The sequence below is a fragment of the Burkholderia sp. MSMB1826 genome, from assembly GCF_001526325.1.
Classification (GTDB): Bacteria; Pseudomonadota; Gammaproteobacteria; order Burkholderiales; family Burkholderiaceae; genus Burkholderia.
Window position 1 is genome coordinate 1 of record NZ_LOYN01000036.1, and the last position, 13,721, is coordinate 13,721.

Genomic DNA, 13,721 nt, shown 5'->3' on the forward strand with positions numbered 1-13,721 from the left:
GCTTACGCTCCACGCTTCCTCTCCACGCTCGGTCACCCTCACGCAGTTGCGCTTCGCTTCATTCGCCGTGATCAACTCATGGCGAGACTTTCACTCGCAGGAGTGCGCCCATGCTGGGCGCACAAAGCAAAGAGCGCTGCATGATGCAGCGCTCTTTTTTCGTCCGCGCGAAACGCGAACCGGAATGCGGGGAGGCGGGGGCGCCGCGCGCCGCTCAGACGATCCGCATCGCGCCCGCCCGCTCGAACGCGTGCCGCGCCTGGATCAGGGTCGTGCGCGCCGCGCGCGCGTCACTCGCGACCTGCAACAGCGGGCCGAGCTGCGACGGCTGCTTCAGCAGTTCGCGCAGGATCGGCAGGATCGCCGTGCTGCCGTCGTCGCGCAGGCCGGCGGTTGCCGCACGCGGCAGCGTGCGCCACGCCGGATCGACGATCGCGCGACACACCGCGAACGGCACGCCGCGCGCGGCCGCGAACGCGGCGGCGATGTGCGACTCCATGTCGACGGCCAGCGCGCCCTTCGCGCGATGCAGCGACGCCTTGTCCTGTTCGCCGACGACCGGCGCACCGACGGCCGCGACCGTGCCGCGCGCGACACGCGCCCACAACGGCGTGTCGTGCAGCGCGGCGACGAGCCGCGTGCTCCAGCCCGCATCGGTCTCCACGCGGCCGAACGGCCCGTCGATCGCGCTCGCGATCACGAGCGCGCCCGGCGCCAGATCCGGCGCGAGGCCGCCCGCCGTGCCGAAGCTGACGATGCCCGCGCAACCGCGCGCGGTCGCGTCGGTCAATGCGCGCTCGAGCCGGTCGGCCCGCGCGGCGAACACGGCCTCGACGCCGTCGCCGCGCGCGATGCGCGCCTCGAACGCCATCCCCGTCACCGCGATGACGGGCAATGCGCCGTTGTGCCGTGACACGCCCACGCGTTACATCCCGACCGTAACGCGCGTCGCGTTCGCGCGCTTCAGGTTGCGGTAGCGCGCGAGCGCCCACAGCGGGAAGAACTTGCGATAGCCGTGGTAGCGCAGGTAGAACACGCGCGGGAAGCCGGTCGCGGTGAAGCGCGTCTCGTCCCACAGGCCTTCTTCGTTCTGCCGCGCGACCAGGTAGTCGATCCCGCGCGCCACGGCCGGGTTGTTCACTTCGCCGGCCGCCATCAGGCCGAGCAGCGCCCACGCAGTCTGCGACGCGGTGCTCGGCGCCTGCTCGAAGCCGCGATAGTTCAGCTTGTAGCTGTCGCCGTCCTCGCCCCAGCCGCCGTCCTTGTTCTGGATCGACAGCAGCCACTGCGCCGCGCGCTTCATGCGCGGATCGTCCGGCGTCAGGCCGGCCGCGTTCAGCGAGCACAGCGCGGTCCACGTGCCGTACACGTAGTTCATCCCCCAGCGGCCGTACCAGCTGCCGTCCGGCTCCTGTTCCTTAAGCATGTAATCGAGCGCGCGGCGAGCCGGCTCGCTGTTCAGCGGCGTCTCGCCGAGCTGCGACAGCATCGACAGGCAGCGGCCCGATACGTCGGCCGTCGGCGGATCGAGCAGCGCGCCGTGATCGGAGAACGGGATGTTGTTCAGGTAGTACTGCGTGTTTTCCGGTTCGAACGCGCCCCAGCCGCCGTCGCTGCTCTGCATGCCGACGACCCATTCGCGCGCACGCGCCATCGATTCGCGATACGTGTCCGACTGCGTGAGCTTCTGCGCGCGATCCATCGCCATGACCACCACGGCCGTATCGTCGACGTCCGGGTAATACGCGTTCGCGTACTGGAACGCCCAGCCGCCGGGCCGAACGTGCGGGCGACGCGAGATCCAGTCGCCGCGCACGTCGAGGATCTGCAGCGGACGCAGCCATTCGAGGCCGCGCAGCACGGCTTCCTGCGCACGCGCATCGCCGGTTTCGAGCAGCGCATGCGCGGCGAGCGACGTGTCCCATACCGGCGACAGGCACGGCTGGCAATACGCTTCGTCGTCGTGCACGACGAGCAGCTTCTCGACCGACTTGCGCGCGAGCGCGCGGTTCGGATGGTCTTCCGCATAGCCGAGCACGTCGTACATCATCACCGCGTTGGCCATCGCCGGATAGATCGCGCCGAGGCCATCCTCGCCGTTCAGGCGCTCGTCGACGAACGACACGGCCTGACGGATCGCGCGTTCGCGCGTATAGCTCGGGAACAGGCCGTCGACCGCGCGCAGCGCATGGTCGACCACGCGGAAGAACGCGAACCAGCCGGCGCTCTGGTGCCCCTGGCGCGGCAGCAGCCCGGCGTTGACGGGCGGATCGATGAACAGCTCGTCGATGCGCACGCCGCGCGGGTTCTTCGCGAGCGGACGCTTCGCGTTCAGCACCAGCAGCGGCACGATCACGGTGCGCGCCCAGTACGACACTTTCGACAGGTGGAACGGGAACCACTGCGGCAGCAGCATGATCTCGACCGGCATCATCGGCACCGCGCGCCACGGAATCGCACCGTACAGCGCGAGCTGGATGCGCGTGAACACGTTCGACATCTCCGCGCCGCCCATCGCATGGATGGCCTTGCGCGCGCGCTGCATGTGCTCGGCGTTCTCGTCGTCGCCGATCACCTTCAGCGCGAAATACGCCTTCACGCTCGCGCTGATGTTCGGCGCGCCATCGGTGAACAGCGGCCAGCCGCCGTCGGCCTGCTGGATGCGGCGCAGATATTTGCCGATCTTCTGTTCGAGCTCGAGGTTCGGCGTCTCGCCAAGATAGTGGACGAGCAGCACGTATTCGGCGGGAATCGTCGAATCGGCTTCGAGTTCGTAGACCCAGTGCCCGTCCGGTTGCTGCGCGGCCAGCAGCGCGTCGGTCGCCCGCGCGACAGCCGCGTCGACGCCGGCCGGCACGGCGCCGGCGGACAAGGTAGCCATTTCGGTGAGATCGTTCATCGGTCCCTCTGTTTATTGCGTCTGGAGCACGTCCGCGGCCAGCTGGCCGGAACGGATCGCGCCCTCGATCGTGGCGGGCAAGCCGGTGGCAATCCAGTCGCCCGCGAGTACAAGATTGGTCCAGCGCGTGCGCACAGCCGGCCGTTTCATTTCCTGCGACGGCACCGCCGCAAAGCCCGCGCGCGGCTCGACGACGAGCTGCCACGCGGGAATGGTTTCCGGGTTCGCGCCGCTCACGCGCGCGACGTCTTCCCAGATGCGTCGCGCGAGTGTGTCGCGCGGCAGGTCGAGCCAGCGGCCCGCATCGCGGATCGTCGCCGCGAGCAGACCGTCGCCGGTCCGCACCGCATCGACGACACCGTTGACGACGGTCGTCTGCAGCGAATCGCCGGCCGGCTTCTCGAGCGCGAAATACGCGGTCACGACCGCGCTGAACGTATCGGGCGCGGCGAGCTCGGGCACGAGCGGCTGCGCGACTTCGGGCGGCACGGCCAGCACGACCGCGTCGCCCGGCGCGAGATCGATGCGCTCGCCGCCGACCGACACCGCATCCACCGCATTGCCGTGCGCGCCGAATTCGAACGCGTCGAGCCGCGAATTCAGGCGGATCTGCGCACCGCCGTGCTGCAGCATCCGCAGCGCCGGTTCGACGAACGCGCTGCCGAGCCCGCGGCGCGCGACGAGCGGACGGCAGCCGGGCCCGCCCGCCGCAAACGTGCCGCGCAGCGCGGCGCGCGCGAGTTCGGCGCTCGCGTGGCGCGGCTCGATATTCAGCACCCCGACGAAAAACGGCCGCAGCCAGCGATCCCACAGCACGCCGTCGCATCGCATCGTCTGCGCGAGCGAGCGGCCCGTGCGCGCGAACGCGAGCGGGGCGAGCGCGAGGTAGTCGAGCGGCGTCGTGCCCGGCGCGCGCGACGCGGCATCGAACAGCCACGACGGCCAGCGGCCGTTGCCGAAACGCAGCGTCCAGCGCTGCTGCGACGCGATGTCCACAACCGGGAATTCAGCCAGCGCGGGTCCCGCGAGCTGATCGGCCGCGCCGATCGCGCGCAGGTAGCGCTGCGTCGCGGGCTGTCCCGCGAAAACCGTGTGCAGCCCGCTGTCGAGCGTCGTGTTCAGCGTCCCGTCGAACCACGAGCGGCAGCGGCCGCCCGCGTGTGCGTGCGCGTCGTGCAGCACGATGCGCCGCCCGCGACGTTGCAGTTCGACCGCGGCCGACAGGCCCGCGAGTCCTGCGCCGATCACGTGGACGGTTCTGGGCATCGCGTCGGCCGACTCAGAACAGCGCGTAGCGCGCGGCGATCATCAGCATGCGCGCCTTCGGCTTGCGCAGCGGCGCGCGCGGCGCGGCAAAGCCGCGGGCGATCGCGGCGTCGAGAATGCAGCGATAGGCACCCGACATGATGCGCGGCGCCTTCACCTGCGCACGCGGGCAGGTGTCCATCACCGCGTCGGCCTGACGGAAGTGCTCGAGCGCGCGCTCGACGAGCGTCGCGCACACGCGCGGCAGCGCCGGATCGCGCACGATCGTCGCCGGATCGGTGATCGCGATGCCTTCGCGCGCGAGCAGTTCGCGCGGCAGGTAGCACCGGTTGATCGCCGCGTCGTCGTCGATGTCGCGCAGGATGTTCGTCAGTTGCAGCGCGCGGCCGAGGTGGTGCGACAGCGCGATCCCTTCGGCTTCCGGCATCCCGAAAATGCGCACCGACAGCCGGCCGGCCGCGCTCGCCACGCGATCGCAGAAGAGGTCGAGCGTCGGCTCGTCGGGCGCGCAGATGTCCTGCTCCGCGTCCATCGCCATTCCGTCGATCATCGCGTGGAAATCGGCGCGCTGCAGGTTGAACGCGCGGATCTCGCGATCGAGCGCGGCAAGGTGGCGCGGCGGGCGGCCGGCGAAACATGCGTCGATGTCCGCGCGCCAGCGGTCGAGGCCCGCGTTGCGCTCGGCGCGCGGCAGGTCGCTGTCGGCGATGTCGTCGACCGCGCGGCAAAACGCGTAGACCTGGAACATCGCATCGCGCTGCGCGGCCGGCAGGATGCGCATCGCCAGATAGAAGGAGCTGCCCGATGTGACGGCAGCGGCGTCGGTTTCTTGTTCGTCCACGACGGAATGGGAAACGGCCAAGACGAGCTCCACGGAGACACCCACGCGGGGCGATTGAAGAAGCCATGCCCGGCTGGGATGGTCAGGGCGTCAAATGCGTGCGAGATATGCGAACGATCGACGCAGACAGGCACAAATTACCGGCCGGAAGCCGGAATTGGCCGAAAGTATAGCAATCTTTGAAGTTCGATGGCGGACGCGCGCCATGTGTGGCGGGGTGTCGGGCGCCGTCTGAGCGCCCGTGCGGCCCGCTTCGGCGAATCGACGCCGCGCGGCGCGTCAGCCGTACACGATGTCGCGCTGCAGATCGAGCGCGATGAGCCCCATTTCGCGCGTGAGCTGGAGCATCGAGCGGCGCTCGAGGCGCGAGCCCATGAAGCTCGTCACGCGGCCGTCGGGCTCGGCGGTGAACTGGAAAACCGCGCCGCCGGTGCCGAACCACGCGCCCGGCACGTCGGGCGATTCCTGCCAGTCGATCTGTTCGAACACCCGCGCGATGCCCGCGCGCACCTGGTCGCCCGGGCCGATCGGCGGCGCGACGTCGCCCAGATCGTCGAGCGAATAGGGGCCGGGTTTGTTCGGCTTCCGGTAGAAGAGATAGTCGACGTTCATGGGGCGCAATCGCAGGCAAAGCAACAAATTAGCGCGCTTCGGCACAAATTCAAATCGGATCCGGACGAAATGTCGCCTGCGCGACACAACGGGACGGTTCGTTGCCGGTCGAGAAACGCGGGCGCGCGATCGCGTCTCGATGCCGGCGGGTTCGTCTAAGATGACACCTTTCTCGAAAAAATACGGACACCATGGAGACGAACGACACCGCCACCCCGCAGTCCGATCATCCCGTTTTCGTGCTCGTGCACGGCGCGTGGCATGGCGCGTGGTGCTACGCCCACGTGGCGGCCGCGCTCGCCGCGCGCGGCTACCTGTCGATCGCGCGCGACCTGCCCGCGCACGGCATCCATGCCCGCTTTCCCGCGTCGTATCTCGCACGGCCGCTCGACAAGGATGCCTTCGGCGCCGAGCCGTCGCCGGTCGCGAACACGACGCTCGACGACTACGCGACGCAGGTGATGCAGGCCGTCGACGACGCGTACGCGCTCGGCCGCGGCAAGGTCGTGCTGGTCGGGCACAGCATGGGTGGCCTCGCGATCACGGCGGCCGCCGAACGCGCGCCGGAGAAGATCGCGAAGCTCGTCTATCTCGCGGCGTTCATGCCCGCGTCCGGCGTGCCGGGCCTCGACTACGTGCGCGCGCCGGAAAACCGGGGCGAGCTGCTCGGCCCGCTGATGCTCGCGAGCCCGCGCGCGGCCGGTGCGCTGCGCATCGATCCGCACAGCGGCGACGCCGCGTATCGCGAATCGATGCAGCGCGCGCTGTACGAAGACGTGCCGCAGGCCGACTTCGACGCGGTCGCGAACCTGATGAGCTGCGACGTGCCGGCCACGCCGTTCGCGACCGCGATCCCGACAACCGCCGCACGCTGGGGCGCGCTCGACCGCCACTACATCAAGTGCCTGCAGGATCGCGTGATCCTGCCCGCGCTGCAGCAGCGCTTCATCGACGAAGCCGACGCGTTCGCGCCCGGCAACCCGACCCACGTGCACCAGCTCGACAGCAGTCATTCGCCGTTCGTGTCGCAGCCGGCCGTGCTGGCCGGCGTGCTCGCCGACATCGCGAAAAGCTGAGCGGGACGGGCGCGCTCGGTCAGGCGTACGCGACCGACCGATCGCGCCCGAGCCGTTTCGCACGATAGAGCGCGGCGTCGGCTTCGTTGACGAGCACGTCGCAGCTCAGCGCGCCGGCTTTCGCGCACGCGGCGCCGACGCTCGCCGTGACCGGCACGCCGACGCCCTCGGCATCGACCGGCATGCTGCCGATCGCCTCGCGCACCTTGTCGGCCACCCGCATCGCCTCGTCGAGATTCGTGCACGGCAGCAGCAGCGCGAATTCCTCGCCGCCGAAACGGCCGAACGTATCCTGTGCGCGCACGATCGACGCGACCCGGCGCGCCGTCTCGCGCAGCACGGCGTCGCCGGCCGCATGCCCGAAGCGGTCGTTGATCGTCTTGAAGTGGTCGAGGTCGAACAGCAGCACCGACAGGTCGCCGCCGTAGCGCTGCCAGCGCAGGAATTCGTCGCCGAGCCGCGCCTCGAAGAAGCGCCGGTTCGCGATGCCGGTCAGCCCGTCGCGATTCGCGTGTTCGCGCAGCTTCGCGACCGCTTCCTCGCGCTCTCTTTGCATCACGCTCACGTGCGTGACGTCCGAGATCGTCACGCACACGGCCTCGACGTCGCGGCCGCGCGTGAGCGGCATGAACGTGCAGTCCTGCTGCATGTAGTCGACACCGCCCGTGATCGGCCGGTCGTGCTCGAAGCGGAACAGATAGGGCCGCTGCTCCCACGAGCTGAAGGCGAAGCTGCCGAGCTGAAACACGCTCTCGAGCTTGCGCGACAGCCATGCGTGCGGCAGGTCCGGAAAGCAGTCGAACAGGTTGCGGCCGATCACGTCGGCGGCCGGGATGCCGCTGTGGTCCTGCATGAAGCGATTCCACATCAGGACGGTCATCGAACGGTCGAGCACGAACAGGCCGAAGCCGACCCGCTCGATCACGAGGTCGCTCAGCGACGGGGCGGCGGCCGTCATAGCGCGGACAGCAACGCGTCGAGCGCGTCGCCCATCAGCCGGATCGAATCCTCGGCCATCAACATCACGAAATGCGCGCGGAACGTGTGATCCTCGAGCCCGAAGTTCACCTCGAGCAGCAGCGCGACGCTCCACCCCAGTTCGTTCGGCTGGAAGACGTCGTCGAACGACACGTTCGCGCCGAGCAGCCCCGGCGGAAAGAACACCGGCTTGCGGCCGAGTTCGTCGAGGATCGACGCGACGCAGGCGCCCATCAGCACGTTCGCGACGTCGAACACGAGCTCGTCCGGCGTCGCCATCCCGCCGTACACGCCGTCGCCGAATGTGCGATCGACGACCGACATGAGCCGCGCGACGCCCGCCGTGCGGCACAGCACGATCGCCTCGCCCTTGATGTCGGAACGGAAGCCCTGGCGCACCGCGGTCACGTTGTCGTGGATGCCCGTCATCTCGCGCAGCGCGGCGCCCGCGTCGGCCGCTTTCACGACGCGCACGCGCGGCACCGACAGCTCGATGAAGTGCCCGAGCAGCAACGCAAGCCGCGCGGCGGCGCGGCCCATTGCAAGGTTGGCGATTTCCTGCAACGCGTCGCGTTGCTCCGCCGTGAACACCGATTCAGGCATACAACCCATACTCCTTGAGAATGGGCAGCAATGCCTCCGACGTCACGGGCTTGGCAACGAATGCGATCGCGCCCAATTCGCGCACGCGTGCTTGCGCCTGCGGCTGGATATCGGCGGAAACCACGATCACGAACGTGTTCAGATCTTCGTGGCGCAGTGTTTCCAGGACCTGATATCCGCTCATGTCGGGCATCGTCAGGTCCAGAAACATCACGGAAGCTTTGCCGTCACGATAGAGCGCCAAGGCCTCGCGACCATTCGCTGCATACGCGACGTCAACGTCCCAATCTCCCGGCAGCGCCTTTGTCAGAAGTTTGCGAGCGAGCAGCGAATCGTCGGCAATTACAATCGGCAAAGGCATGGGGCGATGCGGTATACGGAATGGTCTCTCTCGCGTTAACGACCGCGCGGCGCATTTCTTGAGTGCCATGCGTTTCGGGCGCGGGGCAACCGCCTTGCGGCCGCGCACGGGCGCCGCGACGCAGGTGCGCGCGACGCACCGCGCGGCAATCGCCGGCGGGCGCATGTATCTGTCATAGGGGAAAGCAAGGCGCGATTCTCGGAGTAAACCGGAGGCGATGCAACTCGCCATTTTCACCATTTCGAACAGAATCGGTCCGATCGCGCGCCATTCCGAAAACAGCCGCGACCATTTTCGAGATAAGCACGCAAAATTTTTCCTTGTGTACGTTTGCGCTGCCGGATTCGTCGCGTTTTCAATCTGACGGAATCTGACGGTTTCCGGCGGGCGGATTCGACGGATCTCGTGCGTACGGCGCCGCACGGCGGGCCACCGCAACTCGTTTATGATGGCAGGCACCTCTGCTTCACCCCCTTTCCTCGATGACGTCCGAACGGCCTGCCGCTCCCCAAGCTTCCGCCCCCCCTCCCGCCGACGACTGGCAGGACGACGGCAGCTACGCGTCCGGCGCCCCCGAGCACGATTTCGCGGTGCGCCGCGTGACGCTGATCGTGCTGCTCGTCGCGGCCATCGTGCTGCCGTGCATCTACGTGGTGGTGATGGCGTACAACGACCTGAAGGCGCGCGAGGCCGCCGCGAGCGACGTGACGATGCGCACGGTGCGCGTCGCCGAGGAGCATGCGCTCAAGGTGTTCGACCTGAGCGAAACGCTCGATGCGCGCATCGTCGACCTCGTGCAGGACATGGACGACGCGACCGTGCGCAGCAAGGAATCCGACATCCACGAAGCACTGAACACGATCGGCGGCGGTTATCCGCAGGTGGCGGCCGTGTCGATCTTCGGCGCGAGCGGCATGCTGCTCGCCAACAGCCTCTACTATCCGGCGCCGTACGCGTCAATCGCGAACCGCGACGACTTCGCCGGCATCCGCGACGGCAAGGTCATCGAACACATCTCGCGGCTGATGATGGGGCCGCTCAAGCTCGAGAACATTCCCGTGTTCAACACGGGCGTCGCGCGACGCCATAGCGACGGTTCGTTCGCCGGCATGGTGTCGATCGCGCTGAAGTCGTCGTATTTCAACGCGTTCTACCGCGACCTGCTCGGCGGCGCGAACACGCCGATGACGATGGCGCTCGCACGCTCCGACGGCGCGGTGATCGCGTCGTATCCGCCGCCGCCGTCGCTTGCGCACACCGACCGCTCGGTCACGTTCGGCAATACGCACAACGATCCGCGCGCGGGTGTCGTGCGCGTGCGCCACGACGGCGCGAGCAGCGAGATCGTCGCGTATCGCCAGGTCGGCAGCTATCCGGTCTACGTGAGCTGCGCGTACCGCACGTCGGCGATCTGGCATGAATGGTACGAACACCTGAGCGTGCTGTTCCTCTCGATGTTCGCGCCGTCGGTCGCGCTGTGGTCCGTGATCTGGCTATCGCTCAAGCGGCTGAAGGCGGAAGAGCAGGCGTGGGACCGCTGGCAGGCCGAAGCGTCGATGCGGCGCTCGATCGAATCGGCCTACCGGCAGTCGCGCAAGATGCAGGCGCTCGGCAATCTCGTCGGCAGCGTCGCGCACGACTTCAACAATCTGCTGATGATCATCTCGAGCAACGTGCAGATCGCGCGGCGGCGCGGCGTGCAGCATCTCGACAAGGAGCTCGACGCGATCGAACGCGCACTGAAGAACGGGCAGTCGCTCACGCGCCAGCTGCTCGGCGTCGCGCGCAAGCAGCCGCTGCACAACGAGACGATCGATGTCGGGCAATGGGTCGGCACGTGCCGCGAACTGCTGAAGACGTCGCTCGGATCGAAGTCGTCGCTGGTCGTCTCGATCGAGCCGGGCGTCTGGCCGATCCGCGTCGACGTCGCGGAGCTCGAGCTCGCGGTGATCAATCTCGCGGTCAACGCGCGCGATGCGATGACGACCGGCGGACGCTTCACGGTCGGCGCGCGCAACGTCACGCTGCGCCGCGAGGACGGCTTTCCGCTGACCGGCGATTTCGTGCAGATCTCGCTCGACGACACGGGTTCGGGCATGGCGCCCGACGTCCTCGCCCGCGCATTCGAACCGCTGTTCACGACGAAGCCGCAGGGGATGGGGACGGGGCTGGGCCTGCCGCAGGTATTCGCGTTCTGCGAACGCTCGGGCGGCCTCGCGACGATCGACAGCGCGGTCGGCGCGGGTACGTCGGTGCGTCTGTACCTGCCGCGCGCGCGCGCCGAGGATGTCGTCGCGCGGCCGGCGGCCGGCGCGCACGACGCGGGGGGCGGCGCACACGCGGGCTTGCACGTGCTGCTCGTCGAGGACAACGGCGAAGTCGCGGCCGGCACGGAAGCGCTGCTGTCGCTGCTCGGGCATCGCGTGACCTATGCGCCCACCGCCGACGACGCGTTGCGCCTGATCGAAAGCGCTGCGGCGAACGACGCGTTCGATCTCGTGATTTCGGACATCCACATGCCGGGACGCCTGAACGGCATCGACCTGGCCGAAGCGATCGAAAAGCGGCCGGGGAAGCTGCCCGTGATTCTCGTCACGGGTTACGCGGAGGAACTCGACCGTACGCGCACCGTCAACGTCCGCGTGCTGTCGAAGCCGTTCGACATCGCGCTGCTCGACGAGATCCTGCTGGGCATCCGCGAAGCGCGCGACGCACGACACACCGGCGCGTGACCGGCCGCGCGCGGCCGTCGCGTGCGGGCCGGGGCCGGGGCCGGGGCCGACGCGACGGCGTGAACGGGCGCGTCGATCGGCCCGACGGCGTCAGGCCGATTTCAGCAGGCGCACCCAGCCCGCATAGCGATCCACGAAGGCCTGCAGGAACTTGCGGGTGTCCTCGCTGACGATCTGCCCCTGGTCGTCGATGCGCGCCGGATCGTGCTTGATGAACATCTCGGGCTGACCGAGCGTCTTCACGTCGAGGTACGCGAGCACGTTGCGCAGGTGCTGCTGCGCGAGCGCGGTACCGACTGCGCCCGGCGACGTGCCGAGCACCGCGCCCGGCTTGCCCGACCACGAGTTGGAACCCCACGGGCGCGAGCCCCAGTCGAGCGCATTCTTCAGCACGCCCGGAATCGACCGGTTGTATTCGGGCGTAACGAACAGCAGCGCGTCGGCGGCTTCGATCGATTGCTTGAAGCGTTTCGCGACTTCGGGGAAATCCGCGTCGTAGTCCTGGCTGTACAGCGGCAGCTCGCCGATCTCGACGAACTCGAACGAAAAATCGGCGGGGGCGAGCGAGATCACGGCGTGCGCGAGCGCGCGGTTCGTCGAAGCGCTGCGCAGGCTGCCGACGACGACCGCAATACGATAGGACATGGCATTCTCCTTCCGGTGAGTGAGGAATCGGATCGATTGCTTCCGAACGGGCGACAAAGGTCTGTTTATAGGCAAGCCAGCCCGCGAGCCGTCCCACGGGGCCGTCCGGCCGACTTTCCACAAGGTTTTCCACAGAAATTGTGGATAACTCGACCGTTATGTTCCGACGTTACAGATTGCCGCTGCAGCGATGTCGACGCGCGCGACAACGCGCGACACGGTTCGGCAAGCATAGCGCAGCGCGGCGGCCGGTTTCGTGAATTCGTGACGGAACATTGCGTTGCAGGCCGGCACGGCGCCCAGTAAGCTGCTCGCACCGCGACGCGCCCGCTGCGCGACGCTCGCGCGATTCGCTTCGAGACACTGCCAACCAGACATGCCGTCCGCATACGACGACCCCACCTATCTCGCGCAACTGCGGCGCGACCTGCTGCGCTTCGCGCGACTCCAGCTCCGCGATGCCGACGCGGCCGAAGACGCCGTGCAGGAAGCGCTGGCCGCCGCGTGGTCGCATGCCGGCGATTTCGCCGGGCTGTCGGCGCACAAGACCTGGGTATTCGGCATCCTGCGCAACAAGCTGATCGACGTGCTGCGCGCACGGCAGCGGATGGTGAGCCTGAGCGCGCTCGATGCGGAGCTCGACGGCGAATCCGTACTCGATCGCGAACTGTTCAAGGAGAACGGGCACTGGGCCGCGCATGCGAAACCGCGACCGTGGCCGAAACCCGAAACGCTATTGCAGCAACAGCAGTTCTGGACGCTGTTCCAGGTCTGCCTCGACCATCTGCCCGAGCAGATCGGCCGCGTGTTCATGATGCGCGAATTCCTCGACGTCGAGATCGCGGACATCTGCAGCGAATTGACGTTGACGACGAATCACTGCAGCGTGCTGCTGTACCGGGCGCGTACGCGCCTGCGAACCTGCCTGAGCGAAAAAGGGATGACGACCGAAGATGCTGCCGGGGAAATGTACTGACGTGACACGACTGCTGTCGGATGCGCTCGACCGGCATCTGACGCTGCACGAGCGCCTGCAGGTGCGCGTGCATTTGCCGACCTGCAGCGGATGCCGCGCCTATCGCGGACAGATCGCGCTGTTGCGGACGGCCGCGAAAGCGGCGGCGGGGCAAGGCCCGGACGATGACGATGGGTCGCCCGGTGGAGAGTAGGCGCCGCGGTGTCGACGTAGCGTTCCGGCGGCGGCGAGCAGATTGCCCGGCGATCGCGTCGGCCTGGACTGCCGTTGCGTGTGCCGGGTTGGACCCGGCCACGTTGACGCAATAAGAAAAATACGCCGGGCAAGAATTATTCGAACAGCGCTTTCACCGACTCGGGCGGGCGACCGATGGCCGCCTTGCCTCGGTACACGACGATCGGGCGTTGCAGCAAAATCGGATGAGCGACGATCGCCGCGTAGGCTTCGGCGTCGGTCAAATCTGCGCGGGCCAGATTCAACGTCTGGTACGGCTCCTCGACGTCGCGCAGCATGTCGCGAACCGAACGGCCGAGCTGCCGATGCAGCGTTTCCAGTTCCTCGACCGTCGGCGGCGTCTTCAAGTACTCGACGACGTTCAGCGGCGCGCCGGCGGTATTCAGCGACTCGACCAACGTCAGCGTCTCGCGGGACTTCGAGCATCGGGGGTTGTGGTAGATCGTGATCATCATTCAAGCCTGGATGGTGGAGCCCTGTATTGTAGCCAGTCTGCAT

At 67.9% G+C, this 13,721-nt stretch carries 14 protein-coding genes; 4 read left to right on the forward strand and 10 right to left on the reverse strand.

Annotated features, from left to right (window positions below; translation table 11 throughout):
* Positions 1-214 precede the first annotated feature (214 nt).
* The 5 genes from WS95_RS22225 to WS95_RS22245 form a co-directional block, all read right to left on the reverse strand.
* Positions 215-871, reverse strand: a complete 657-nt coding sequence (locus tag WS95_RS22225; RefSeq protein ID WP_052100230.1) for a phosphorylase — start codon at positions 869-871, stop codon at positions 215-217.
* A 54-nt stretch (positions 872-925) separates the two neighbouring features.
* Positions 926-2,899 carry a squalene--hopene cyclase gene (gene shc / locus WS95_RS22230; RefSeq protein WP_059826018.1) on the reverse strand — a complete coding sequence of 658 codons (1,974 nt, stop codon included), beginning with the start codon at positions 2,897-2,899 and terminating at the stop codon, positions 926-928.
* 12 nt (positions 2,900-2,911) lie between these two features.
* A complete protein-coding gene (gene hpnE / locus WS95_RS22235) occupies positions 2,912-4,165 on the reverse strand; it encodes a hydroxysqualene dehydroxylase HpnE (RefSeq protein ID WP_059826021.1) in 1,254 nt (417 codons plus the stop codon).
* Between the two features lie 13 nt (positions 4,166-4,178).
* Entirely contained in the window at positions 4,179-5,027 is an 849-nt protein-coding gene (hpnD, locus tag WS95_RS22240) for a presqualene diphosphate synthase HpnD (protein WP_034205821.1), read from the reverse strand.
* A gap of 258 nt (positions 5,028-5,285) precedes the next feature.
* The gene (locus tag WS95_RS22245) at positions 5,286-5,618 is read right to left on the reverse strand and encodes a hypothetical protein (protein ID WP_059786237.1); all 333 of its coding nucleotides are present in this window, start codon (positions 5,616-5,618) and stop codon (positions 5,286-5,288) included.
* Positions 5,619-5,809: 191 nt separating this feature from the next.
* Here WS95_RS22245 and WS95_RS22250 point away from each other — a divergent pair, with 191 nt between their 5' ends.
* Entirely contained in the window at positions 5,810-6,694 is an 885-nt protein-coding gene (locus WS95_RS22250; RefSeq protein ID WP_059826023.1) for an alpha/beta fold hydrolase, read from the forward strand.
* Between the two features lie 19 nt (positions 6,695-6,713).
* Here the strand turns inward: WS95_RS22250 and WS95_RS22255 are convergent, their stop codons facing one another.
* Genes WS95_RS22255 through WS95_RS22265 form a run of 3 tightly spaced genes read right to left on the reverse strand, consistent with a single transcriptional unit; the run spans position 6,714 to position 8,636 of the window.
* Positions 6,714-7,652, reverse strand: a complete 939-nt coding sequence (locus WS95_RS22255) for a GGDEF domain-containing protein (RefSeq protein ID WP_059826026.1) — start codon at positions 7,650-7,652, stop codon at positions 6,714-6,716.
* Positions 7,649-8,275, reverse strand: coding sequence for a chemotaxis protein CheC (locus WS95_RS22260; RefSeq protein WP_034205817.1), 627 nt, complete (start codon positions 8,273-8,275; stop codon positions 7,649-7,651). Before WS95_RS22260 ends, WS95_RS22255 begins: the two co-directional genes overlap by 4 nt.
* Positions 8,268-8,636: a response regulator gene (locus WS95_RS22265; protein WP_011548759.1), complete on the reverse strand. Its 369-nt coding sequence runs from the start codon at positions 8,634-8,636 to the stop codon at positions 8,268-8,270. The genes WS95_RS22260 and WS95_RS22265 overlap by 8 nt, the downstream gene beginning before the upstream one ends.
* Before the next feature lie 482 nt (positions 8,637-9,118).
* On the opposite strand from WS95_RS22265, the gene WS95_RS22270 reads away from it, so the two are divergent.
* On the forward strand, positions 9,119-11,368 hold the full coding sequence (locus WS95_RS22270) for a hybrid sensor histidine kinase/response regulator (protein ID WP_034205816.1): 2,250 nt from the start codon (positions 9,119-9,121) through the stop codon (positions 11,366-11,368).
* Between the two features lie 90 nt (positions 11,369-11,458).
* On the opposite strand, the gene WS95_RS22275 is transcribed toward WS95_RS22270, so the two are convergent.
* Positions 11,459-12,013, reverse strand: coding sequence for an NADPH-dependent FMN reductase (locus WS95_RS22275; RefSeq protein ID WP_034205815.1), 555 nt, complete (start codon positions 12,011-12,013; stop codon positions 11,459-11,461).
* A 376-nt stretch (positions 12,014-12,389) separates the two neighbouring features.
* On the opposite strand from WS95_RS22275, the gene WS95_RS22280 reads away from it, so the two are divergent.
* Positions 12,390-12,989: an RNA polymerase factor sigma-70 gene (locus WS95_RS22280; protein ID WP_034205814.1), complete on the forward strand. Its 600-nt coding sequence runs from the start codon at positions 12,390-12,392 to the stop codon at positions 12,987-12,989.
* A complete protein-coding gene (locus WS95_RS22285) occupies positions 12,967-13,182 on the forward strand; it encodes a zf-HC2 domain-containing protein (RefSeq protein ID WP_059826029.1) in 216 nt (71 codons plus the stop codon). Before WS95_RS22280 ends, WS95_RS22285 begins: the two co-directional genes overlap by 23 nt.
* 136 nt (positions 13,183-13,318) lie before the next feature.
* Here WS95_RS22285 and arsC read toward each other — a convergent pair whose 3' ends face one another.
* Positions 13,319-13,675, reverse strand: a complete 357-nt coding sequence (arsC, locus tag WS95_RS22290) for an arsenate reductase (glutaredoxin) (RefSeq protein ID WP_059826055.1) — start codon at positions 13,673-13,675, stop codon at positions 13,319-13,321.
* Positions 13,676-13,721: the final 46 nt, after the last annotated feature.

What these genes read in the sequence shown, in the direction of transcription:
- WS95_RS22225 (WP_052100230.1), bottom strand. Translation starts at nt 871, where the DNA reads ATGGCGTTCGAGGCGCGCATCGCGCGCGGCGACGGCGTCGAGGCCGTG.
- WS95_RS22270 (WP_034205816.1), top strand. Translation starts at nt 9,119, where the DNA reads ATGACGTCCGAACGGCCTGCCGCTCCCCAAGCTTCCGCCCCCCCTCCC.
- WS95_RS22280 (WP_034205814.1), top strand. Translation starts at nt 12,390, where the DNA reads ATGCCGTCCGCATACGACGACCCCACCTATCTCGCGCAACTGCGGCGC.
- WS95_RS22265 (WP_011548759.1), bottom strand. Translation starts at nt 8,636, where the DNA reads ATGCCTTTGCCGATTGTAATTGCCGACGATTCGCTGCTCGCTCGCAAA.
- shc (WP_059826018.1), bottom strand. Translation starts at nt 2,899, where the DNA reads ATGAACGATCTCACCGAAATGGCTACCTTGTCCGCCGGCGCCGTGCCG.
- arsC (WP_059826055.1), bottom strand. Translation starts at nt 13,675, where the DNA reads ATGATCACGATCTACCACAACCCCCGATGCTCGAAGTCCCGCGAGACG.
- WS95_RS22260 (WP_034205817.1), bottom strand. Translation starts at nt 8,275, where the DNA reads ATGCCTGAATCGGTGTTCACGGCGGAGCAACGCGACGCGTTGCAGGAA.
- WS95_RS22250 (WP_059826023.1), top strand. Translation starts at nt 5,810, where the DNA reads ATGGAGACGAACGACACCGCCACCCCGCAGTCCGATCATCCCGTTTTC.
- WS95_RS22245 (WP_059786237.1), bottom strand. Translation starts at nt 5,618, where the DNA reads ATGAACGTCGACTATCTCTTCTACCGGAAGCCGAACAAACCCGGCCCC.
- WS95_RS22285 (WP_059826029.1), top strand. Translation starts at nt 12,967, where the DNA reads ATGCTGCCGGGGAAATGTACTGACGTGACACGACTGCTGTCGGATGCG.
- WS95_RS22255 (WP_059826026.1), bottom strand. Translation starts at nt 7,652, where the DNA reads ATGACGGCCGCCGCCCCGTCGCTGAGCGACCTCGTGATCGAGCGGGTC.
- WS95_RS22275 (WP_034205815.1), bottom strand. Translation starts at nt 12,013, where the DNA reads ATGTCCTATCGTATTGCGGTCGTCGTCGGCAGCCTGCGCAGCGCTTCG.
- hpnE (WP_059826021.1), bottom strand. Translation starts at nt 4,165, where the DNA reads ATGCCCAGAACCGTCCACGTGATCGGCGCAGGACTCGCGGGCCTGTCG.